The organism is Mycobacterium hubeiense (assembly GCF_002838065.1).
Lineage (GTDB): Bacteria > Actinomycetota > Actinomycetes > Mycobacteriales > Mycobacteriaceae > Mycobacterium > Mycobacterium hubeiense.
In genome coordinates this window covers 16280-37846 of sequence record NZ_PIZU01000043.1, presented here as the reverse complement: position 1 = coordinate 37846, position 21567 = coordinate 16280, and the positions used below count along the sequence as shown (strand labels likewise).

The window sequence follows — 21567 nt, the reverse complement described above, 5'->3', positions numbered from 1 at the left end:
CCAAACACACTATTGAGTTCTCAAACAACACACCCGCTCCGGCCGCGCAACGAGCCCGCGGCGAATGCCGCGGACCTGTAGTACGGACGGCGAGGAATCCACCGAAGTGGATGTCCCTCTGGGATTCGTCGCGCTCAGCGGGCGGACCCGCGTCGCGACGACGGTGATCAAGTTACGTGAGGGAAAACTCGGAGTCAAATCGCCTGATGGACGGCGTGTTTCGGCTCCGAGCGGTCATCCCGCCCTTCCATCAGCCTTCTGGATGCCGGCAATATTCCGCTTGCCCCGACGCAGCACCAGCCATCGGCCGTGCAGGAAGTCCGACGGCTGCGGCACCCAGTCCTCGCTGTCGATCCGGACATTATTGACGTACGCCCCGCCCTCGCCGATCGTGCGCCGCGCGGCCCCCTTGCTCGGCACCAGGCCGGCAGCCACCAACAGGTCGGTGATCGCATCAGGACCGCCGGGCTCGAGCTCGGCGACCGACGCCTCACGTAGCGCAGCGCCCAGCGTCGGCTCATCCAACTCGGCGAGCTCGCCCCGGCCGAACAGCGCCCGACTGGCATGCTCCACTGACCGCGTCGCGGCCTCACCATGCACCATCGTGGTCAGCTCCCGCGCGAGGCGGCGCTGTGCCGCCCGCTCATGCGCCCGCTCGTCCGTCGCCTCCTGCAGTTCGGCGAGCTCGTCGGGCCCGAGGAAGGTGAACCAGCGCAGGTAGCGCATGACGTCGGCATCGGCGGTGTTGATGAAGTACTGATACCAGGCGTACGGGCTCGTCATGTCCGGGTCCAGCCACAGGCTTCCGCCGCCCGTCGACTTGCCGAACTTCTTGCCCTCGGAGTCGGTGACCAGCGGCGTCGTCAAAGCGTGCACGGTGGCGCCGAGCTTCTGGCGTACCAGCCGGACCCCCGCGATGATGTTGCCCCACTGGTCCGACCCGCCGATCTGCAGCGAACATCCGTACCGCTGGTGAAGCTCCACATAGTCGTTGGCCTGCAGCAGCATGTAGCTGAACTCGGTGTAGGAGATGCCCTCGCCCTCCAGCCGACGCCTGACCGTGTCGCGGTCGAGCATGACGTTGACCGAGAAGTGTTTACCGACATCGCGGAGAAACTCGATCGTCGACAACGCACCTGTCCACGTCACGTTGTTCTCCACCACCGCGGCGATCGGTGAGTCGTCGAAATCCACAAACCGTTCCAACTGCCCGCGGATTCGCTCGGTCCATTCGGCGACGGTGTCGGCTGTATTGAGGGTGCGCTCCCCGGTGTCGCGAGGATCACCGATCATCCCCGTGGCGCCACCCGCCAACACGATCGGCCGATGACCCGCCTGTTGAAACCGCCGCAGTGTCAGCAGCGGAATCAGGTGTCCGGCGTGCAGGCTCGGCGCGGTCGGGTCGAACCCGGAGTAAACCGTGACGGGACCGGCGGCAAGCTGCTCCGCCAGCGCGTCACGGTCGGTCGACTGCGCAACCAGCCCGCGCCACTCCAACTCGTCGAGGATGTCCGTACCCACACGTCGATCTTCCCGCATGCAAGCGGCGCGACCGCACGTGGCCGAGTCAGCGCGCCGCCGGAAGGCCGCCCACCACCTAATCGCTGTCGCCGGGCGCGGGTGCCCGTGGACTCCGGCGATACAACGACACTTCCGGGCGACCGGCCAACCAGAATCGCCAGGGCCGGTCGGCGGCCTTGCTCACACCGACCCGCGGTCCGGCCGTCGCGACGTGCTCCTCACCGAGTGCGAGCCGGATCGGCGAGCCGGCGTCGAACAGGTCGATTCCGTTGTCGTCCATGGTGATTCCCAGCGCCGAGCAGAGATTGCCCGGTCCGCGCGCCAACGCCACCGGTCGGACGCTCTCGCCACGGCGCCGATGGGCGGTGTCGAGGCCGGCTTCGACGGCTGCCGCTCGCAGCAGCACTGCGCCGGCCACGCCGTCATACGCGCACACGACGTTGGCGCACACGTGGATACCGTGGCTGCGGTAGGTGTACAGGTGCCCGGCGGGACCGAACATGACCTTGTTGCGTACGCCCGGCCCGCGGAACGAATGCGACGCCGCGTCGGGCCACGGGCCGTCGGGCGGGCCGCCGTAGGCTTCTACCTCGACGATCATCGCGCTGACACCACGCCCGGTCAGCGCAGCGCCGAGCAGCCGTCGGGCCGCGGTCGGCGGGTCACACGCCAACAGCTCCGCACTCATCGCAGCGATTCTGCCCGCACGTATTGACACCGGCTCCAGCGGGGAGCACTATTCATCGCATGATGAGTTCATCGAATGATGAATTAGTCGGTCATGAGCAACCCGCCGTGTCGATCGAGCACCTGCGGGTGATTCGCGGCAAGCGGCCGGCCCTGCATGATTTCTCGGTGCGGATACCGCGCGGCACCATCACCGGGCTGCTCGGGCCGTCCGGCTGCGGGAAAACGACTCTGATGCGTTGCATCGTGGGAACGCAGATCGTCGCCGCGGGGTCCGTGACCGTGCTCGGCCGGCCGGCCGGGTCGGCGGAACTGCGCCACCGCGTCGGATATGTCACCCAAGAGCCGACGATCTACGACGACCTTCGTGTGGTCGACAATGTCAGGTACTTCGGCGCCCTCTATGGCACCGACGCGCAGGCAGCCGACGATGCGATCGAAGCGGTGGGGTTGACTGATCATCGAACAGCCTTGTGCGGCAACCTGTCTGGCGGCCAACGCACTCGGGTGTCGCTGGCCTCCGCGCTCGTCTGTCACCCGGAACTGCTGGTGCTCGACGAACCAACGGTTGGCCTGGACCCCGTGCTGCGGGTCGATCTGTGGGAGCAGTTCCACGCACTCGCCCGCGCCGGCACCACACTGATCGTCTCCAGCCACGTCATGGATGAGGCCGATCACTGCGGCGAACTGCTGCTGATGCGTGAAGGCCACCTATTGGCGCACACCACACCGTCGAAACTACGAGAGGACACGGGATGTACGGCGCTGGAGGAAGCGTTCCTGTCCGTCATCAAGCGCAGCACCGCGGCCGCAGCCGGCTGAGCCCGCAGGCCTACCTGGCCACGACAGCGCGGATTCTGCGTCAGCTGGCCGCCGACCACCGCAGCGTGGCAATGATTCTCGTCGTGCCCAGCCTGATCATCACGCTGATCTACTTCATGTTCTCCGAGGCACCGACACGACCGGGTGCGCCGTCGCCGTTCAACACCGCGTGCCTCATCCTGCTCGGGGTGTTCCCGCTCGTGGTCATGTTCCTCATCACCTCGATAACGATGCAGCGAGAACGGGTTTCGGGAACGCTGGAGCGCATTCTCACCACGCCGCTGCGCCGGATCGACCTGTTGGCCGCCTACGGCACCGCATTCTCGATCGCCGCGGCCGCGCAGGCCACGCTGGCCTGCATCGTGGCCTTCTGGTTCCTCGGGTTCGACACCGCCGGCAGCCCCGCGCTGGTGTTCATCATCGCGATCATCAATGCGGTGCTGGGCGTCGGACTCGGTCTGTTGTGTAGCGCCTTTGCCCGCACGGAGTTTCAGGCCGTGCAGTTCATGCCGGTGGTCATCGTGCCGCAGTTGCTGCTGTGCGGAATCCTGGTCCCCCGCGACGTCATGCCCGAGTGGTTGCAGTGGATCAGCAATGTGCTGCCGGCCAGTTATGCGCTCGAGGCCCTACAGCAAGTCGGCGCGTATCCAGATCTGACGTTCATCGCGGTGCGCGACATCATCGTCGTCATCGGCTTCGCAGTCCTGGCGCTGTGTCTGGCCGCTGCGACATTGCGACGGCGGACGCCTTGACCGGCACACTGGATCCCGGGCGCGAACGCAAGCGACCCGGGCGCCCACCGGGGACGTCGGACACCCGCGAACGCATCCTGGACAGCGCGCGGGAGTTGTTCGCCGCCAACGGCATCGACAAGACCTCGATCCGCGCGGTGGCCGCTCGAGCCGGCGTCGACCCGGCCCTGGTGCATCACTACTACGGCACCAAGCAGCAACTGTTCGCGGCTGCGATCCACATCCCCATCGACCCGATGCAGGTCATCGGGCCGCTGCGCGAGACGCCAGTCGAGGAACTGGGGCGCAAGCTGCCGTCGTTGCTTCTGCCGTTGTGGGACAACGAGTTGCGGACGGGATTCATTGCGACGCTGCGGTCGATGCTGGCGGGCACCGACGTCGGGCTGTTCCGATCGTTTCTGCAGGAGGTGATCGCCGTCGAAATCGGTTCCCGCGTGGATAACCCGCCCGGCTCGGGTCGGGTTCGGGTGCAGTTCGTGGCGTCGCAATTGTTGGGTGTGGTGATGGCCCGCTACATCCTGGAGTTGGATCCGTTCAAATCGATTCCGGTGGAACAGATCGCCGAAACCATCGCGCCGAACCTCCAGCGCTATCTCACCGGCGAATTACCCGGATTCGGATGACTTCGCGCGCTCGAGCATCCGCTGGTGCTCGGCGTCGTCGGTGACCGCCACGGCCTCGTCGACGAGCAAGACGGGGATGCCGTCGTCGATGCGGTACGCCCGTCGCAGCCGCGGGTTGTAGAGGAACTCATCGTCGATCAACAGCAGCGGGCCGCGGTCCTGCGGGCAGACCAGGATGCTGAGCAGCTTGTCGTCGAGCACCACGCCGCGTCAGCCGAGCGGAATCGTGATCGGTGGCGGCTGGCCCTCCGGAGTCTGATTGATGCCGATCGACGTCGGGGGTTGCGGTTGGGCGGCCGCCTGCGCCTGAAGTTTGCGCTGATACGCCAGCGTGGCTTTCAACGCCTCCACGAGCGGTGCCTGGTTGGGCCGATACTCCAATGCTTGCGCAAGCGCGGCGGCGTTCGCATTGGAAGGCCGGAAGCCCTGCGCGCGCAACGTCATCACATCGTCGATCAGTTTGGACACATGGCCGCCGCCATCACCTTGGGCGTACTCGTCGTGGATCATCGAGAGCGCTTCGTCGGCCGACATCTTCGCGGGAGCGGCCTCTCCTTCTACCGGCTTCGCGCAGTCCTCACCGGTGCAGCTCTCGCCGGGAGCGCGGGTGTCGGCCGCCGCGGTCGGGGTCTCGGTCTCGGTCGGTTGCGCGGGCTCTGCGAACGCCGCCGGCACTCCGAAGCCCGTCCATAATCCGAGGGCCAACGCGGCACTCGCGGTGTAGCGGTGCCTACCGCTGTGCGATGTCATCGATCCTCCTCCGCCAGCGGGAGCCTAACAGTGTGCACGGCACGTCGCTCACTGTTGTGCCTGCGGGTCAGCGGCGGCGCGGTGTGCTGCTCCGGCCAGTTCGGCGCGGATCGCGACCGTCAGGCGCTTGTATCGCTTCGTGTCCGGATCGAGGTACCACGATGTGCGCGACGCCTTCGGGATGCCCGCAGCGCGCAGCGGACTGACCAGCGGGCGGTACGACGCACTGAGCGCCATCGACGGCACCACGTGCACGATGTCGGGTGGATTGCCGACCGTCAGGTCGGCCAACGCCTCGGACAGGTCCGCCGATGGGATGCTGCCGCCCGGCCGAAGCTCGAGCGCCGTCACCGCCACCTCGCGGCCGCCGACCTCGACGCCGTAGGTCACCGCGAGGTCCACCGCGTCGAGGCGTCCGACGGCATCGTTCACCGACGAGGCGAAGACGGGTCCGCGCGCCGTGCGGATCACCGAGCCGCGATTGTCGACCAGCCAATAGTCGCCGTCGTCGTCGCGCCGGAACAGAAACTCCGTCGACACCCAGGTGTCGGCCGGGGCGAACACGCCCCGCTTGACCGGGGCGGTGGGGTCGACGGGACCGCGCGGGTGCGCCAGCAGCACACCCACCTCGTTGGCCCGGGCTTTGCGGACGAATCCCTGCTGGTCCTCGAGGATCAGGTCGTCGTCGGGGTCGTAGGCAGCCAACTCGACGTGCCCGCCGCCGGGCAGCGGCCGACCCTTGCTGCCGATCTTGACGCCCGACACGTTCGCCAGGACCGCATGCCCGTCGGTGGTGGCGAAGAACTCGACCACATGGGCCGGCTCGAACACCTCGATCACGCGTTTCCACAACCCCACCGGCATACCGGCGCCGATGAAAAGCCGCACCGGATGGCTGCCGGTCAGCGAGAACGAGGGATCATCGATGACCTCCCGCAGCATCGCCCAGGTATAGGACACCACCGTGACCCCGTATTGGCGGATCTCCTGAACGAACCGGTCCGGCCGCAGCCCCCGCGACAGCGCGATGCGGGCCCCGCCGACGACCGCACCGCCCAACGCGACCAGCAACCCGGACTGGTGGTGCAGCGGGGTGAGGCAGTAGACCGTGTCGCCGCGGCCCAGGTTGGCGGCGGAGGCCGTGCCGAACGCCGACAACGCCCAGCGGAAGTTGGTGATCTGGCGAGCGATCAGTTCACCACCGATGGAACTGAAACCGACGAATGCGAGGTCCCGTGCGAGCCCGGGGTTGGGCCGGTACCAGCCGGGCAGCTCGACCGCGTCGGGGTCGATCTTTTCCATGTCGACGACGTCGGCGTTGTCCGGCACGTGCAGATCGCGCGACTCGCCGCCGCCCAGCACCAGCACCCGCATGGGCAGTTGGCGTGCGGCGTCGAGGTTGCTCGGGTCGGCGATGATCTCCGACACCGCGCCGAGCCGGGCGGCCTCGGCCAGGTCCACATCAGGCGGCATCAACACCGCGACGGCACCCAACCGGGACAGCGCGGCGATCGCCACCAAGGCGCTGGGCCGGGTCTCCATCAGTACGCCGACGTGAGCGCCCTGGCGCACGCCCACCTCGATGAGGCCGCGCACCACGTTGTTGATGCGGCGGTCGACGGCCTCGTAGGTGTGCACCCGGCCGTCGAACAGTAGGCACTCGCCGTTGGGCGCACCGCGCGCCTGCTCAGACATGATGCGGCCCAATGAGATTCGGGTGTGATCGTTGATCTGACCGAGGCGTGCCAGCCGGGGCAGGGTGCGCGCGGTCTCGATGGCCAGCGTGCGTGCGGACTTATTCGCCGCGACCAACGCGTCGGCCGCCGATCGGGCAAGGCCGAACGCCATTTCGGTGGCGGCCGTCGCGCCGTGCGCCACCCGCGAGCTGAGCGTCACGCCGGTCTCGGTGTGTTCTGCGGGCTGTAGCGCCATCGGTGCGACGCCGTCGGGCAGATCGCCTTTGCCGTCGAGCCACTTGACCCATTGGGCCACCGTCGGCCACGTCTGCGTGGTGGCCTTCGACCCGACGACGAGGCCGAAATGGCCTGCGCGGATGCAGAACTCGTACACATCAGCTTGGGGGGCAGCGCGTTTGATTCCGCGCACCGCGGCGGGCTGTCCGATATCGTCGACTTCGCCGACGACTGCCAGCACCGGGCACGTGATATCGGACAGCGTGACCAGCTCGCCGTGAATGGAAAAGCCGCCGGTGATCATCCGGTTGTGCGCGATGAACTGCTTGAGCAGCTCGGCGATCGCTGGGCCTGACCAGGCAATCCAGCCTTCCGAGGCCAGGAAGCGTCGCTGCTGCTCGCGCGGGAGCAGCGCCTCCCGGTCGTGCAGCTGACGCAGGAACTCGAGCCGGGCCTGTGCGGTCTTGATGGGGTCGAGCATCTGAAAACCGGTGCGCGCCAACCAGCTCGGGATGTCGATGCGGCTGAACACGTGATCGGCCATGAAATCCGCAGCGGTAGCGGCCACGCCTGCGGGCAGGTTCATCGGCAGACCGGCGAGGGTGTCTACCGGTGCGCCGAACGCGACGATGCTGGCGAGGTCCTTGGAGCGGCGGTATGCGGCGGTCTGGTAGCAGAACATGCCGCCCTGGGAGTAGCCCGCCAGGTGGACTTCTCTGCCGGTCACGGTGTTGACGGTGTCGATCGCTTCGCTCAGCGCGACGACGTGGTCGGCGAGGTTGCGCTCCATACCGCCCTCGACCTTGTCGGGTGAACCGAAGTCGATCACCCACGGGTCGATCCCGGACCGGTGCAGGATGCCGACGGCGCCATCGTCGCGAGTGACGTCCCACATGTCCGCCGACATCATCATCGGGTGGACCATCAGCACCGGCGGCCCCGGGGGCTTTGCGCCGGGACGAGTGTCCGGCGGGAAATACCGCCGCAGCCGGTACATCGGCACGCTTTCGACGATCTGGAATGGCGAGGGCACCGCGCCGGTCTCCAGACCGCCGTATCGCAGCACTTCTAGGCCGTTCTGCGCGGTGGCCACCAGCCGCCCCACCGGCTTGGCAATAGCCCCGAAGTCCACCATCCACGCTCCCCTTGTTTGTGGCTCAATCCCCCGATTGCCCCGTCATCATGGCACAAGGGTCACAACAGGCCGCCGGGATTGGCGGTGCACAGCCGGGCGCGCCTAGCCCGCGGCGGGCGTGATGGCGAAGGCCGGTGACTCGCGGCCGAAGACCAGTCGCCCGTCACGCCACAGCGCGATTCCGACGTGCGCGTCACGGGCATCACGACGTACCCGCCGCAGCGACGCCGTCAACGGCTTGCCGATCTCGATTGCCATTGACGACTGCCCCAGAACCGCCGCCGGGTTCGAGGAGATGAGGTCGATCGTCGTCGACGCTGGTACAGACGTACTACGCGCGAGTGCATGGGGCGCGGATTGCAGCGACGACGGCAGGTAGTCCGAGCACAGCACGTCACACAGGCCGGCGGTGACAGCGTCGGCCGCCAACACGTTGCCCGACGATGTCGAACGGCCTCGCAGCGCGTTGGGAGCCCCCAAAACGACGTGCATGCCAAGAGCCTGCGCGCGGCGCGCGGCCTCCATCGTCAGCGGAAATTCGGCGACGCGCGCACCGAATTCGAAGGCTTCGTCAATGTGCTCCGGCGTTCTGTCGTCGTGGCTCGCAAGGGTGATCTCTCGCTGAAGTGCAAGTGCAGCAACCTCTTTCCGACGCTCGTCGACGAGGGCCAGTTGGGCGGCGTGGACATTGAACACGGCCTCGACTTCGGCTTCGGACACCCCCCAGTCCTGTGCGTAGAACTTACGCGTCTCGGCGACCGACGAAAACCTGCTACGCGCCGCCGTGGTCTCGATCATCGAGATCAGCGCGACTCGTGAGGATGCGGCCAACACGGCGAGCAGTGATTCCATCGCCCCGTCGTCCGTCAGCTCGACCCGAGCGTGAATTCTCCAGTCGCAGCACAGGTATGGCGCGAGCTTCTCGACGGCAGCGGCCAGTGCGGCGGCGTCGGCGATATCGATGCCCTTGCGCGGCGAATGCTCGCACCGCGCGGCGACGCATACGGTGGAGATGCCCGCCGCGGCACACTCGGCGTCGAGCACGGTGATCACCGCCTCGTGATCGAGCGACACCGTCGCCCGTGGCCGTCGGCGCTGCACGAGGTTGTCCAGGTGCAGGTCCACGGCGGCGGGGACGAGCAACAGATCGTCAGCGGGTGCGCCCTCGGTGATCTCGATGACAGTGCCGACGGCGTCAAGTAACACGGCAGCGTCTCGCATGATCGGCCTGCCGTTACCGGGAATAACTGTGACGCCGTCGATTACGGTTTGCGCCATTGAATCTTTCCTCTCCGTAGCTCACCTGTCGCGGTCGCGATTCCGTGGAGCGGGCTTCCCGGGCTGCCCGTGGCGACGACCGCAGCACCGTCGTCGGTCAGGCGCCGCAGCCATCGGGTCAGGCCTTCGCCGTCTGCGAATCGTTCAGGTTCGTCGAGCACCACGAACGGTCGTTCGGAGAGCAGTGCCGCGGCCAGCGACACCGCCAGCCGATCCGAGACTCGCAGGCGCCCGATCGGCACCGACGCCAGATTTGCGATGTGGAAACGCCCCAGCGCTGCCACGGCCGACGAACGACTGCATCGTGCGGCCCTGGCCGCCGCGACCGCCGCGGGCAATCGCGGTGGCGCCGCGACGAGTCCGTCGAACGAGCCGATGTGGTGCGTTCGCAGCCACGCCACCGTCCGGGCGTCAGCCGCGGTGAGATCGACCGCGCCGCGGCTACCCAGCCGATACGTCACCGTGCCGTTGTCGGGTCGGTACACCCCGGTCAGGCATCGCGCCAGAGTCGACTTGCCCGAACCTGGGGCGCCGACGATCAACGCGAGGCCGCCACCGCGTGCGGTCAGCTCAACGTCGTCGAGGACCTTGGGTTGCGGGTCGAACCGCTTTGACAGGCCGGTAACGCGTATTTCGGACGACGCGGGACGGGTCATGTCAGCCTCGACGACACGAGAAGCTGGGTGTAGGGATGCTGGGGGTCCTCGAGCACCTGCTCGCAGATGCCCTCCTCGACAATGCGCCCGTGGTGTAGGACCACGATGCGCGACGCCAGCACGCGGACCGCGGCGAGATCATGAGACACGACGATCGACGCCGATCCCAGTGCCTCGGTGACGCGTTGAACGACGTCGAGCAGATCGGCCTGAACCGACGGGTCGAGTCCGGTCGTCGGCTCGTCGAGCAGCAGCACCTGTGGCGGGTCGACCAGTGCCCGGGCGAGTTGGACGCGCTGCTGCATGCCGCCGGAGAACGTCATCAGCGCGTCGGTGTGGCGCTCCGGGTGTAGGCCGAGCTCAGTGAGCAATTCCGCTGCACGCGTGTGGACTTTGCCGAAGTGGCGCGCGCCGCGGCCGAGAAGACGTTCTGCGACATTTGATTCGGCGGCGAGCCGGGGATAAAGCCCTGCCGCCAGGGCGTTTTGGTGCACCATGACCACTGCCGACCGCTCGATTGGTTGTCCTGCAACGGAGATCGAGCCGGCATCCGGCGTGATGTCGAGGTGCAGGCAGCGCAGCAGGGTGGTCTTGCCAGATCCGGACTCACCGACGACGCCGAGTACCTCATGGGGACCGACGTCAAATGACGCGTCGTACACCGCGACGACGGCGCCGCACGCCGAGCAGCGGTTGGTGCCGGCGGCTTCGCCCGTCAGTGCGATGCATCGGTCACAGCCCGAGCCGAAGCGGTGTGTCAGGCCGCGTACCGATACGACCGGCGCCGGCGGAACAAGTGAGTTTGGGCCGGTCCAGTCGGAGGCGGGGTCGGTTGTCACGGGATCGTCGCCTCGAGCCGGACGCGGCAGGCGTCGATGTCGCTGCAGCGCCATCGGCCTTCGGCTGCAACACGATACGAGTGCGCACTACCACATCTGTGGCACGGCGCTCCCGCTCGCTCGGGTTCGAGCGGGCTGTCATCGAAGGCCAGCGGCGCCACGCTGGTGTGGGGCGGCAACGCCGCCAGCCGGGCTCGGCGTCCGGCGCCAAGCAGGATCGGGTGCACTCGCTGGTTGAGCCGCAATACGTCGTACCGCGGTATCGGGCTGGGGCTCATCAATCGCGCGCCGTCAACCAGCACCGGATGATCGGCTGCGGTCCGTGGTCCGCCTAGCCGGGCCTGTGCGTCGTAGAGGTCAAGCCATGCGGGTGTGTAGTCACGTTCGGCGTGATGTCGCAGCGCTGCGACCTCGTCTGGCACCACTCGGCGCAGTGGCTCGGGATGGGGCACCTGCAGGACGAGGAGCTGATCGGGTCGCAGCTCCAATTCCGGTATGCGGTGGCGGCTTTGGATGATGGTGGCTTCGGTCGTGCTTGTTGTCGCCGCGCAGCGTGCCGACGCGCTGATCAGGTTACGCATCCCAACGGCGTTGGAGGAGAAGTCGTCGCCCTGGTCGATAACCTTCACCACATCGGAAGGGCCGACCAGTGACAGGGTCACCTGCAGGCCTCCGCTACCCCAGCCCCTGGCGACCGGCATCTCACGCGACGCGAAAGGCACCTGCCAGCCGGGGATCGCGAGCGCCTTGAGAATCGCCCGCCGGACATTGCGTTTGGTGTCTTCGTCGAGATACGCGTAGGCCTCGGGCCGGCCATGTGCGGCGGCGAGGGCTGCAACCCTACGGGTCATGTCGCAACCAGCGCGAGGTAGGCGGCGAAGCTGGCGTAGTGGGGCAGCCGGAGGTGCTCGACGAATCCGTTGGTGGCGGGACCGTCGGTGGCTGCGATCACCGTCTGCTCGTCGAGTGTCAACGGTTCGCGCAGGTCGCCGTCGGCCTGCATCGCCGCGTCGAGCAGGGCCAGGGCGATCGCCCTGCGCTCCACCGTTCCCAGCGAGGCGCCCCAGCCCGTCGCGAGCCCTGGCCGCCCGTCGACGTCCGCGTCGAGGACGACCTCGACCTCGGTGAGCGGCACGTCGGCGACCGCACACGGCACGCCGGTGCGCGGGTGGGGCACCCTGATCGTGGCAACGCCGACGGTGAGTTCCAGCATTACCGCTTCCTGTCGGCGGCCGAGGATCAGCGCGGCCAGCGCGACCAGCGCGCCCGTCTCGCCCCTGGCGAGCATCGCCAGCCGATCTGCCCGCGCGAACGGCGGCGCCAGCACGGTTCGCGCCGGGTCGTCACCGTCGCCGTCGACCGGTGTCGGCACCACCCGCGCGTCGTCGATGAGGTCGCGGACACGCGGGGTGGCGGTGCGTGTCGGTGCATCGACCGCGTCAGACGGCACGTCGCCGGCCCGTTCAGACGGTTCGACGGCAGCTGGCGCAGCATTCCAATTCAGTTGGCGGGAAACAAGTTCGGGGGCGACACCGAGCCATTGCCCTCCGGGTATGCGCGGATACGCGGACGACAACCGTCGAAGTATGACGATGTCGTCGGAGCGAACCGGCAGCGCGTGCGCGTGCGGCTGCGTCGCGGCCCACACGCGCAGCATCGAAACGGCGTGCGCGGCATCGCCGCGCGACTGGTGCAGTGCCCGCCGAGCCGCCGTCGTCTCCCACAAGCCGGCCTCCGCGCACACCTGTTCCTCGAGCGCGCTGGTGTTCGTGCGATCCCCGGGTCCGGCCGAGGCACGTTGCGCAATCACCCGAGCGGCGCGCAGGGCGTCGTTCTCATGCATGCTCGCGTACATCACGCCACCCCGAGCGAGACGCTGCGCGGCAGTCCGATCACACAGTTCGCGGTGACGATCAAGAGGTCGACCCCGCATGGAGGTTGCGAATTCGCGGCGGTGAACGCGTGCACGGCGACCGCGTCGAGCGGGACGAGGACTGTGGCCCGGTCGCAGACACCGGGCCCGGTGATCGACATCGGATGGGGTTCACCGGCTGCGGCGATCACCAGCGTCGCCCCGGTTTCAGGCGCGAGGGGGCTGCCGCGCCGCGCCCGCGCGATGGTATCGGCCGCCGCGCCGTGCACCAACACCCAGTCGGCCTCGCTGACGCCGGCGCTCGTTGCACCGGTGTCGGCGACCACCATCGCCGCGACCCTGCGTGCGGCGTCACCGCCGGACACGCCCAGACTCAGTCCGCGGTCGAGCAGGGCGAGCAGGAGTGCCGCCGCACTGTCGAGTTCGGTGAGTTCGCACAGCTGCGGCACACACGGAATCTCGATGGGTGTGCCGGGTGCGCACATCGCCCGCATGCACGACAGGAAGGCGGTGCGCCCGTCATGTACCGAGTCCCACCTCACGGCTCCTCCAGCCTGGTCATCGCGACAAGGTCGGCCTGCGCGCGTCGTCGCCGCGCCTGAGCCTCCTGCGCAGCCCGGCACAGCTCGTACACCTGCGTCGAAAGCGCCCCGGCCCGTTCGCATTCGGCGTCACAGATGGCCGCCGCAACGGCGCCAGGCAGGTCATAGCCGACGCGTAGTCCGTCGCCTCGTATGCCGTCGACAAGGACCGAGCACCGGGTCAGCGCCACGTGCCCGAGCACCACGGTAGTGCCGTCTGAATCCGCCGCGCCTACCCGAACCGGAGCGCTCACCGATTCGGGTCCCGCGGAAACCGACACGTCGACCCCGCCGGCGAGGATCTCGTCGGCCAGCGATTCGAGCGCCTGGGCGTCCGCGGCGGCCAAGGCCTCGAACCGATCTTCTGGTCTCACAACAGGTCCACCGTGAACTGCACACGATCGGCTCGAAAACGGTGCTGCACCAAGGCAACCGGGTTCTGATCCTGGTCGACGTTGAGCCCGCGCATTTCGAGAAGTGGAGCCCCTACCCGCACCTGGAGGTGCTCGGCTTCGGAGGGTTCGGCTAGACCCGCCGAGAACGTCCGGTAAGCGCGCTGCATCCTCACCCCGTGGTGGTCGAGCAAAAAGTCGAACAGCGACGTATCACCCGACCACTGCTTGGTTAGGCCCGGGAAGCGTTCGGCGCCAATGGAGGTCACCGACAGCGACCACGGCTGGTCGTCGACAAGGCGCACCGCTGTGCACACCAGTACCTTGCCGCGCGTGCGCAGTTCGCTCTGCAGTTCGGGGGTCTTGACGACTTCGGTGGTCAGCAGCCGCATGCCCACCCGGTGGCCGAGCTCGCGCATGCTGCGGGTGAAGCTCGCATCGCGGCCGGTGGAGATGTCGTAGCGCACCACCGGTGCGGCGACGAAAGAACCCTTGCCGTGGATGGTTTCGATCAGCCCGCGCTGATGGAGCTCGTTGAGCGCACGCCGCACCGTGAGCCGGTTCACGTCGAACTGCTGCGACAGTTCCGCCTCGCTGGGCAGCCGGTCGCCCGGCCGCGCCTCCTCGACCAGCCGCGCTTCGAGCACATCGCTGAGTTGGCGGTAGATCGGGCGGTCGGCGTACCGATTGATCACATCAAGCAGATTACTCATCTACACCTCTACCCTCCCAGGACGCGCCGTCGGATCGCCGACGAAACCCGTTCGAAGACAACGACAACCCCGAGGATCGCCAGGATGATTGTGGCCGCCTCGTCGTAGCGCAGCAGCGTCATCGAGGTAGCCAACTCGATCCCGATGCCGCCAGCGCCGACGAGGCCGAGCACCACCGACGAGCGTGCCGATGACTCGAGCGCGAACATCGATGTCGTCACGAACGACGGCAGACAGGCCGGAATCACACCACCAACGAGAATGCCTAGCCGCGGGGCGCCCAGCGCGCGCAATCCCTCGATCCGCCCAGGGTCGAGGTCCTCGATACTTTCGGCGAAAAACCTTCCGCAGAAACCCATTACGTCGACAGCGATAGCCAGCACGCCGGCTTCGGGGCCCAGCCCCACCGCGATCACGAAGATCAAGCCCCACACCAGGTCGGGAATGGTCCTGCCGACGGTGACGATGGCACGGCTGACGGCGTACAGCGACCAATGCGGGGTGGTGTTACGGGCTGCGAGCACGGCGAGCGGCAGGCTGAGGACGACGCCGATGATGGTGCCGAGCAGCGCCATCTCGACGGTGACCAACAGGGCCTTGAGAATCGGCCCGAGCCGGCTCCCGTCGGGCGGTACCGCGTCGGCGACGAGATCACCGAGCCGGAAGACGCCGGCGGCAAGGGAATCCGGGCGCACCGCTGCACCCTGTGTCCAGCCGTGCACCAGCAGTCCGCCGACGACCAGCACGACGACGAGGGTCAGCAGGCTGGGCCGGCGGACCCGCGCAGGCGCATCGCTCCTGTCAGGCACTTCGATGGTCGCCCTGCCCACTACACCGCCTCGGCGTAGATCGAATCCAGCTGTGCGGCATCGCAATCACGGGCTGGGCGGTCGAACTCGACAACGCCGTCGCGCAGACCCACGACGCGGTCGGCGTAACGAAGGGCCAAGTCGATCTGATGGAGCGCAACGATGACGGTGACCCGCCGCTCGGCCGCGATCGCGCACATGAGGTCCATCACCGAGTTCGCCGATGCGGGATCGAGGCTGGCGACGGGCTCGTCGGCCAGGATGACGCGTGGCCGCTGCATGAGCATCCGCGCGATGGCGACGCGCTGCTGCTGCCCGCCGCTGAGCGTGTCGACCCGCCGGTCGGCGTAGGCGCTGAGCCCGACCCGCTCCAGGCATTCCATCGCCTCCGCGCGCACCCCACTTGGCGCCGTCACCGGCCAGGCGCACCGTGAACCGTGGCGGCCCATTGCGCCGTGAACGACATTGTGAAAGGCCGTGATCCGCGGGATCAGATGAAATCGCTGAAACACGAAACCGATGTCCTGGCGGATCTTTCGCAGCGTTCGCCCCGATGCACCGGTGACCTCCGAGCCGCCGATGGTGATGACACCTTCGGTCGGCTCGATCAGCCGCACGAGGCAGCGCAGCAGCGTCGACTTGCCTGCCCCGTTGGTGCCGATCAAGGCGACCTTCTCGCCATCGGGGACGTGCAGGTCGACACCCGACAGTGCGGCGGCGGCGTTGCGCCGGTACCGCACCGACAGATTCGTCACCGCAATCGCTGTGCTGGTCTTGGCAGCAGGGGCGCGTGTTACGGGTGCGACCACGTCAGTCGCCAAGGAACTGCGAGAAGTCGTTCACGCCAACCGCCTGGTACATCTTGCGCACCTCGTCGTAGTCCGCGTCGGTGACGTTGACGAGCTTCGCGTTTTCGTACTTGGCGTTGTCCTTACCCTCCAGCATCGCCGGCAGCAGTGTGTCGAAGTGGTCGTTGAACGTCTCGCGGATAGTCGTGACGGTCTGCTCGTCGAGGCCTTTGCGGGCCATCAGCAGATCCGGAGGCAGGATCGGGCCCTCGGCAATGACCCGGTACTGCGCAGGGTCGTCGGTGGCCATGAACTCCTCGTAGTCGTGATAGCCGATGCCGACCGCGTCCACGTCGCCGCGCTTGAGTGATTCGTGCACCGTGTCGCCCACGGTGAGGACCTCGACGTCAGCGCCCGGCTTGAGGCCGGCATCGACGAGCATCTGCGATGGTCCGAGGTGGCCGCTGGTGGAGCCCACGTCGCTCATGGCCACCTTCTTTCCGCGCAGTTGCTCGACTCTGGTGATACCGCTATCGGCCTTGGTGTAGATGGTCGAGCGGTACCCGTCGCGCTCGATGGCCACGATTGGCTCGGCGCCGGTCTTCTCGTGGATGACGACGTACTCGGCCGGACCCGTGAACACGACATCCACCCGGTCGGCCTGCAGAGCCGCCGCCGCCGCGGTGCGGTCGTTCACCGCGAAGAAGTCGACCTTCAGACCCGACTGCTTTTCGAAATTCATCCTTGAAGGCACCGAACTCTCGCTGCAGTTCCTCGAGTCCCTTCAGGTCGGTCACCGCGAGGCGGATCGTGTCGGGCTGACCCGCCTCCGATGGTTCATTGCTGCATCCGACCGTTAGTGCTGCCGCGGCGAGCACGGCCATGCCACTCGCGATCCATCCACGTGCAGACATCGATTTCCCCATCCCTCGGTTCGACTGTTGGTGTCTAGTTGTCTAGATGAGTAGTGCGAACTGCGGGTAAACGGTCCTAGACCGGCTGCGCAATCTCGCATGGCGGGCGATCTATCATCGGCGCCTGATGGCAAACCTGATCAACGTCGAGCGTGCGACCGTCAGCTACGGCACCCGCACGCTGCTCGACGGGGTCAGCCTGGGCATTGACGAGGCCGATGCGATCGGGGTCGTCGGCCGCAACGGCGACGGCAAGACGACACTTCTTTCGGTGCTGACCGGTGTGCGCGAGCCCGACTCGGGACGCGTCACCCATACCTCCGGTCTGTCGGTCGGATACCTGCGCCAGGGCGACGACTTCACCGGCGCCACCGTCCGCGACGTCATCGTCGGTGGCCGTGACGACCACGTGTGGGCGGCGGAGCCCGCGACGCGTTCGGTCGTGGAACACCTCCTGGGCGATGTCGCGCTCGACGCCGATGTGGCCGTGCTGTCCGGCGGGGAGCGCCGCCGGGTGGCGCTGGCCGCGGTATTGCTCGGTGGGCACGACGTGCTGGTTCTCGACGAGCCGACCAACCACCTCGACGTCGAGGTGATCGGTTGGCTGGGCGAGTGGTTGAAGCAGTTGAAGTCCAAGGCGCTGGTGGTGGTCAGCCACGACCGTTGGTTTCTCGACGCGGTGTGCACCCGCACGTGGGAAGTTCATGGCGGTGCGGTCGATGCGTATGACGGCGGCTATGCGGCCTACGTCCTGGCCCGCGCGGAGCGGATGCGACTGGCGGCCGGTGCCGAGGCGCGTCGACGCAACCTGATGCGCAAGGAACTGGCCTGGTTGCGGCGGGGCCCGCCGGCCCGCACGTCGAAGCCGAAGTTCCGTATCCAGGCGGCCAACGAGTTGATTGCCAACGAGCCTCCGCCGCGTGATTCCCTTGTGCTGCAACGCTTTGCCACCAACCGCCTGGGAAAGGACGTGTTCGACCTTCATCGGGTCACGTTGGAGGTCGGCTCGCGTGTGGTGTTGGACCGCGTCGATTGGTCGATCGGGCCGGGCGCCCGCATCGGGCTGGTCGGGGTGAACGGCACCGGCAAGACATCGGTGCTGCGGCTGCTCGCCGGTGAACTTGCGCCCACCGCGGGCACGGTCAAACGCGGCACGACGCTGAAAATCGGCTACCTGAGCCAGGCGCTGGCCGAGTTGGACGACGATTCGCGGGTGCTGGACGCCGTCGAAAACCGGCGCCGGATCACGGAGTTGGCGGGTGGTCGTGAGGTCAGTGCGGCAACGCTATTGGAGGACTTCGGGTTTACCGGCGACAAGCTGACCGCACGGCTGGCCGACCTGTCCGGCGGGGAACGACGCCGGCTGCAGCTTTTACGGGTATTGCTCGACGAACCGAATGTGTTGCTGCTCGACGAACCGACGAACGATCTCGACATCGACACGTTGACGGTGATCGAGGACTACCTCGACGGGTGGCCCGGCACGCTGATAGTCGTCACCCATGACCGCTACTTCCTGGAGCGGGTCAGCGATGTCACCTATGCGCTGACCGGTGGCGGGCGCTGCGACCTGTTGCCCGGCGGCGTCGAGCAGTATCTGGCTCAGCGGGCGGCGGCATCACCCGCTGACGTCGCGCCGTCGCCGCGTCGTGGCGAATCGACGGCTGCGCGTGAACGGCGCACCGCCAAGGAGATGGCGCGGATCGAGGGGCAGCTGGCCAAGCTCGACGAGCAGATCGCGGCGCTGCACGAGGCGATGGCCGCCGCGGCGGTCGATCATGTGCGCCTCGGCGAGCTCAACGTCGAACTGGGCGATCTGCAGGCACGCAAGGACGAGCTCGAAGAGGCATGGCTGGCGGCCGCTGAGGAATAGGCAACGAGCTAGCGGCGCAACGCAACCCGCAGTTTGTCAGCCGTCGCGCGCACAGCGCCCAGTTGCTTGGCCACCTGAATGGGTGCCGTACCGCCGCGCGCGTCGCGGGAGTTCACCGAACCGTCGACGGTGAGCACGTCGCGCACCTCCGGTGTCAGCTCGGGATGGATTGTGGCCAGCTCGGCGTCCTCGAGATCCTCCAGCCCCACACCGCGGGCTTCCGCCGCCCGCACCGCGGCGCCGGCGGCCTCGTGCGCGACGCGGAATGGGACACCCTTGCGGACAAGCCATTCCGCGACATCGGTGGCCAGCGTGTAACCCAGCGGCGCAAGTTCGGCCATCCGGTCGACATCGAAGCGCAGCGTGCCCACCAGACCCGCCATCGCCGGCAGCAACAGTTCCAGCTGGGCGACCGAGTCGAAGACCGGCTCCTTGTCCTCCTGCAGATCGCGATTATAGGCCAGCGGCTGCGCCTTCAGCGTCGCGAGCAGGCCGGTGAGGTTGCCGATCAATCGGCCGGACTTGCCGCGCGCCAGCTCGGCAATGTCCGGATTCTTCTTCTGCGGCATGATCGAACTGCCCGTGGACCACGCGTCGTCTAGCGTCACATAGCCAAATTCCGTTGTGCTCCAAAGGATGACGTCCTCGGCCAGCCGGGAGAGATCGACGGCGATCATCGACAACACGAACGCCGCCTCGGCAGCAAAATCCCGGGATGCGGTGGCGTCGATCGAATTGTCCGCGGCGGCGTCGAAACCCAGCTCTTCGGCGATCGCGTCCGGGTCCAGCCCCAGTGACGATCCGGCCAGCGCACCAGAACCGTACGGTGACACCGCGGCTCGCTTGTCGAAATCGAGCAGCCGGTCGACGTCGCGCAGCAGCGGATGAGCATGCGCGAGAAGGTGATGCGCCAGCAGAACAGGCTGGGCCGACTGCAAATGGGTCTTGCCGGGCATGATCGCGGTCGGATGCGCGGCGGCCTGGGTGGCCAACGCGCCCACCAGGTCGAGCACGCCGTCGGCGACCCGGCGCACGGCGTCACGCAGCCACATGCGAAACAGCGTGGCCACCTGATCGTTTCGCGATCGACCGGCTCGCAGGCGCCCGCCCAGATCCTCACCGACGCGGTCGATCAGCCCGCGCTCCAGCGCCCCGTGCACGTCCTCGTCGGTGACCAACGGCAAGAAGCTGCCGTCCGCGACGTCGGAGGCGAGGCTGTCGAGGCCGACCAGCAGCCCGTCGCGCTGCTCCTCGGTCAGCAGGCCGGCCCGAAACAGCACCCGCACATGCGCTTTTGACGCGGCGATGTCATACGGCGCCAGCACCCAGTCGAAGTGGGTGGACTTGCTCAACGCCGCGAGCGCATCGGATGGCCCGCCGGAAAACCGGCCACCCCACAGCGAACCCTCGTTGGTGCTCATGCGGTCAGCTTGGTCACTGCAGGTCCCGTCGCGCGGAGATGCTCGACGACAGGCCGTGGATCTGCACGAAGCCCCTCGCAGCGGACTGGTCGAAAGTGTCGCCTTCGTCATAGGTGGCCAAGTTGAAGTCGTAGAGCGACTCGGGGCTGCGCCGGCCGTTGACAGCAATGTGCCCGCCGTGCAACACCATTCGGATCTCGCCGGTCACATGCTCCTGGGTCTTGGCGACGAATGACTCCAGCGCCGTCTTCAGCGGCGAATACCACAGCCCGTCGTACACCAGCTCGCCCCAGCGTTGGTCGGTCATCCGCTTGAACCGGCCGAGTTCCCGCTCCAGCGTGACGTGTTCGAGTTCGGTGTGGGCGGTGATCAGCACCATCGCGCCCGGGGCTTCATAGATCTCACGGCTCTTGATGCCGACCAGCCGGTCCTCTACCACGTCGAGCCGGCCCACCCCCTGCGCACCGCCACGCCGGTTGAGCTCCTCGATCGCCTGCAGCACGGTGACGGGCCGGCTGTCGATCGAAACCGGCACACCCCGTTCGAATCCCACGATCACCTCGTCGGGTGTGCTCCAGTTGACGGTCGGATCCTCGGTGTAGTCGTAAACGTCCTTGGTGGGCGCATTCCACAAATGCTCGAGGAACCCGGTCTCCACCGCGCGGCCCCACACGTTCTGGTCAATCGAGAACGGTGACCGCTTGGTGACGTTGATCGGGATGGCGTTCTCTTCGGCGAACGCGATCGCCTTCTCCCGGGTCCAGGCGTAGTCGCGGACCGGTGCCAGCACCTCGAGATCCGGTGCCAGCGAGGCGAACCCGACCTCGAACCGGACCTGATCGTTGCCCTTGCCGGTGCAACCGTGCGCGACGATGCCGCCGCCGTGCTCACGCGCCGCCGCCACCAGATGCTTGACGATCAGCGGCCGGGACAGCGCCGACACCAGCGGATAGCGGTCCATGTAGAGCGCATTGGACTGGATGGCGGGCAGGCAATACTCGTCGGCGAACTCGTCCCTGGCGTCGACGACCACGGCCTCGACCGCGCCGCAGTCCAGTGCGCGCTTGCGCACCACTTCCATGTCCTCGCCGCCCTGGCCGAGGTCGATGGCGACGGCCACCACCTCGCGGCCGGTCTCCTTGCCGATCCAGCTGATCGCCACCGAGGTGTCCAGGCCGCCGGAATACGCGAGGATGACGCGCTCGGACATCAGTTTCTCCTCTTCGC

At 67.4% G+C, this 21567-nt stretch carries 22 protein-coding genes; 4 read left to right on the top strand and 18 right to left on the bottom strand.

What is annotated here, in order from left to right:
- Positions 1 to 234: 234 nt before the first annotated feature.
- Positions 235 to 1521 (bottom strand): tyrosine--tRNA ligase, encoded by a 1287-nt coding sequence (gene tyrS, locus CWS39_RS23875; RefSeq protein ID WP_102145376.1) that lies wholly within the window; start codon positions 1519 to 1521, stop codon positions 235 to 237.
- A gap of 76 nt (positions 1522 to 1597) precedes the next feature.
- Positions 1598 to 2209, bottom strand: a complete 612-nt coding sequence (locus CWS39_RS23870) for a DNA-3-methyladenine glycosylase (protein WP_102145375.1) — start codon at positions 2207 to 2209, stop codon at positions 1598 to 1600.
- A gap of 59 nt (positions 2210 to 2268) precedes the next feature.
- On the opposite strand from CWS39_RS23870, the gene CWS39_RS23865 reads away from it, so the two are divergent.
- From CWS39_RS23865 to CWS39_RS23855, 3 genes are read left to right on the top strand one after another with little or no spacing between them, the layout of a single operon-like run.
- Entirely contained in the window at positions 2269 to 3030 is a 762-nt protein-coding gene (locus tag CWS39_RS23865) for an ABC transporter ATP-binding protein (protein WP_102145374.1), read from the top strand.
- Complete coding sequence (locus CWS39_RS23860) at positions 2964 to 3782, top strand: ABC transporter permease (protein ID WP_102145373.1); 819 nt, start codon at positions 2964 to 2966, stop codon at positions 3780 to 3782. Before CWS39_RS23865 ends, CWS39_RS23860 begins: the two co-directional genes overlap by 67 nt.
- An 8-nt stretch (positions 3783 to 3790) precedes the next feature.
- Positions 3791 to 4405, top strand: coding sequence for a TetR/AcrR family transcriptional regulator (locus CWS39_RS23855; RefSeq protein WP_199178279.1), 615 nt, complete (start codon positions 3791 to 3793; stop codon positions 4403 to 4405).
- Here the strand turns inward: CWS39_RS23855 and CWS39_RS23850 are convergent.
- The 14 genes from CWS39_RS23850 to CWS39_RS23785 all read right to left on the bottom strand — a co-directional run bounded on the left by CWS39_RS23850 (position 4388) and on the right by CWS39_RS23785 (position 16886).
- Entirely contained in the window at positions 4388 to 4606 is a 219-nt protein-coding gene (locus tag CWS39_RS23850; RefSeq protein ID WP_102145381.1) for a Trm112 family protein, read from the bottom strand. The genes CWS39_RS23855 and CWS39_RS23850 overlap by 18 nt on opposite strands.
- Before the next feature lie 9 nt (positions 4607 to 4615).
- Positions 4616 to 5155, bottom strand: a complete 540-nt coding sequence (locus CWS39_RS23845) for a hypothetical protein (RefSeq protein WP_102145372.1) — start codon at positions 5153 to 5155, stop codon at positions 4616 to 4618.
- A 48-nt stretch (positions 5156 to 5203) separates the two neighbouring features.
- The gene (locus tag CWS39_RS23840) at positions 5204 to 8203 is read right to left on the bottom strand and encodes an acyl-CoA synthetase (protein WP_102145371.1); all 3000 of its coding nucleotides are present in this window, start codon (positions 8201 to 8203) and stop codon (positions 5204 to 5206) included.
- A gap of 102 nt (positions 8204 to 8305) precedes the next feature.
- Positions 8306 to 9481, bottom strand: a complete 1176-nt coding sequence (locus tag CWS39_RS23835; RefSeq protein ID WP_102145370.1) for an alpha-D-ribose 1-methylphosphonate 5-triphosphate diphosphatase — start codon at positions 9479 to 9481, stop codon at positions 8306 to 8308.
- On the bottom strand, positions 9466 to 10137 hold the full coding sequence (locus CWS39_RS23830) for an ATP-binding cassette domain-containing protein (RefSeq protein WP_102145369.1): 672 nt from the start codon (positions 10135 to 10137) through the stop codon (positions 9466 to 9468). Before CWS39_RS23830 ends, CWS39_RS23835 begins: the two co-directional genes overlap by 16 nt.
- Positions 10134 to 10976, bottom strand: a complete 843-nt coding sequence (locus tag CWS39_RS23825; protein WP_233213656.1) for an ATP-binding cassette domain-containing protein — start codon at positions 10974 to 10976, stop codon at positions 10134 to 10136. The genes CWS39_RS23830 and CWS39_RS23825 overlap by 4 nt, the downstream gene beginning before the upstream one ends.
- Positions 10973 to 11827 carry an alpha-D-ribose 1-methylphosphonate 5-phosphate C-P-lyase PhnJ gene (locus tag CWS39_RS23820; protein WP_102145367.1) on the bottom strand — a complete coding sequence of 285 codons (855 nt, stop codon included), beginning with the start codon at positions 11825 to 11827 and terminating at the stop codon, positions 10973 to 10975. Before CWS39_RS23820 ends, CWS39_RS23825 begins: the two co-directional genes overlap by 4 nt.
- Positions 11824 to 12831 (bottom strand): carbon-phosphorus lyase complex subunit PhnI, encoded by a 1008-nt coding sequence (locus tag CWS39_RS23815; RefSeq protein ID WP_102145366.1) that lies wholly within the window; start codon positions 12829 to 12831, stop codon positions 11824 to 11826. The genes CWS39_RS23820 and CWS39_RS23815 overlap by 4 nt, the downstream gene beginning before the upstream one ends.
- Positions 12831 to 13391, bottom strand: coding sequence for a phosphonate C-P lyase system protein PhnH (gene phnH / locus CWS39_RS23810; protein ID WP_102145365.1), 561 nt, complete (start codon positions 13389 to 13391; stop codon positions 12831 to 12833). The genes CWS39_RS23815 and phnH overlap by 1 nt, the downstream gene beginning before the upstream one ends.
- A complete protein-coding gene (locus tag CWS39_RS23805) occupies positions 13388 to 13804 on the bottom strand; it encodes a phosphonate C-P lyase system protein PhnG (RefSeq protein WP_102145364.1) in 417 nt (138 codons plus the stop codon). The genes phnH and CWS39_RS23805 overlap by 4 nt, the downstream gene beginning before the upstream one ends.
- The gene (locus CWS39_RS23800; protein WP_102145363.1) at positions 13801 to 14535 is read right to left on the bottom strand and encodes a GntR family transcriptional regulator; all 735 of its coding nucleotides are present in this window, start codon (positions 14533 to 14535) and stop codon (positions 13801 to 13803) included. The genes CWS39_RS23805 and CWS39_RS23800 overlap by 4 nt, the downstream gene beginning before the upstream one ends.
- Before the next feature lie 8 nt (positions 14536 to 14543).
- Positions 14544 to 15344, bottom strand: a complete 801-nt coding sequence (gene phnE, locus CWS39_RS23795; protein ID WP_233213655.1) for a phosphonate ABC transporter, permease protein PhnE — start codon at positions 15342 to 15344, stop codon at positions 14544 to 14546.
- A gap of 20 nt (positions 15345 to 15364) precedes the next feature.
- Positions 15365 to 16099, bottom strand: a complete 735-nt coding sequence (phnC, locus tag CWS39_RS23790; RefSeq protein WP_102145361.1) for a phosphonate ABC transporter ATP-binding protein — start codon at positions 16097 to 16099, stop codon at positions 15365 to 15367.
- A 55-nt stretch (positions 16100 to 16154) separates the two neighbouring features.
- Complete coding sequence (locus CWS39_RS23785) at positions 16155 to 16886, bottom strand: phosphate/phosphite/phosphonate ABC transporter substrate-binding protein (RefSeq protein ID WP_233213654.1); 732 nt, start codon at positions 16884 to 16886, stop codon at positions 16155 to 16157.
- A gap of 287 nt (positions 16887 to 17173) precedes the next feature.
- On the opposite strand from CWS39_RS23785, the gene CWS39_RS23780 reads away from it, so the two are divergent.
- Positions 17174 to 18919: an ABC-F family ATP-binding cassette domain-containing protein gene (locus CWS39_RS23780; protein ID WP_102145360.1), complete on the top strand. Its 1746-nt coding sequence runs from the start codon at positions 17174 to 17176 to the stop codon at positions 18917 to 18919.
- A gap of 8 nt (positions 18920 to 18927) precedes the next feature.
- Here CWS39_RS23780 and argH read toward each other — a convergent pair whose 3' ends face one another.
- Positions 18928 to 20340, bottom strand: coding sequence for an argininosuccinate lyase (gene argH, locus CWS39_RS23775; RefSeq protein WP_102145359.1), 1413 nt, complete (start codon positions 20338 to 20340; stop codon positions 18928 to 18930).
- Positions 20341 to 20353: 13 nt separating this feature from the next.
- Positions 20354 to 21550 (bottom strand): argininosuccinate synthase, encoded by a 1197-nt coding sequence (locus CWS39_RS23770; RefSeq protein ID WP_102145379.1) that lies wholly within the window; start codon positions 21548 to 21550, stop codon positions 20354 to 20356.
- Between the last annotated feature and the right edge of the window lie 17 nt (positions 21551 to 21567).

Coding starts and splice junctions, on each gene's coding strand:
- CWS39_RS23870 (WP_102145375.1), bottom strand. CDS start 2,209: ATGAGTGCGGAGCTGTTGGCGTGTGACCCGCCGACCGCGGCCCGACGG.
- CWS39_RS23865 (WP_102145374.1), top strand. CDS start 2,269: ATGATGAGTTCATCGAATGATGAATTAGTCGGTCATGAGCAACCCGCC.
- CWS39_RS23860 (WP_102145373.1), top strand. CDS start 2,964: ATGTACGGCGCTGGAGGAAGCGTTCCTGTCCGTCATCAAGCGCAGCAC.
- CWS39_RS23845 (WP_102145372.1), bottom strand. CDS start 5,155: ATGACATCGCACAGCGGTAGGCACCGCTACACCGCGAGTGCCGCGTTG.
- CWS39_RS23840 (WP_102145371.1), bottom strand. CDS start 8,203: ATGGTGGACTTCGGGGCTATTGCCAAGCCGGTGGGGCGGCTGGTGGCC.
- CWS39_RS23835 (WP_102145370.1), bottom strand. CDS start 9,481: ATGGCGCAAACCGTAATCGACGGCGTCACAGTTATTCCCGGTAACGGC.
- CWS39_RS23830 (WP_102145369.1), bottom strand. CDS start 10,137: ATGACCCGTCCCGCGTCGTCCGAAATACGCGTTACCGGCCTGTCAAAG.
- CWS39_RS23820 (WP_102145367.1), bottom strand. CDS start 11,827: ATGACCCGTAGGGTTGCAGCCCTCGCCGCCGCACATGGCCGGCCCGAG.
- CWS39_RS23815 (WP_102145366.1), bottom strand. CDS start 12,831: ATGTACGCGAGCATGCATGAGAACGACGCCCTGCGCGCCGCTCGGGTG.
- CWS39_RS23800 (WP_102145363.1), bottom strand. CDS start 14,535: ATGAGTAATCTGCTTGATGTGATCAATCGGTACGCCGACCGCCCGATC.
- CWS39_RS23780 (WP_102145360.1), top strand. CDS start 17,174: ATGGCAAACCTGATCAACGTCGAGCGTGCGACCGTCAGCTACGGCACC.
- argH (WP_102145359.1), bottom strand. CDS start 20,340: ATGAGCACCAACGAGGGTTCGCTGTGGGGTGGCCGGTTTTCCGGCGGG.
- CWS39_RS23770 (WP_102145379.1), bottom strand. CDS start 21,550: ATGTCCGAGCGCGTCATCCTCGCGTATTCCGGCGGCCTGGACACCTCG.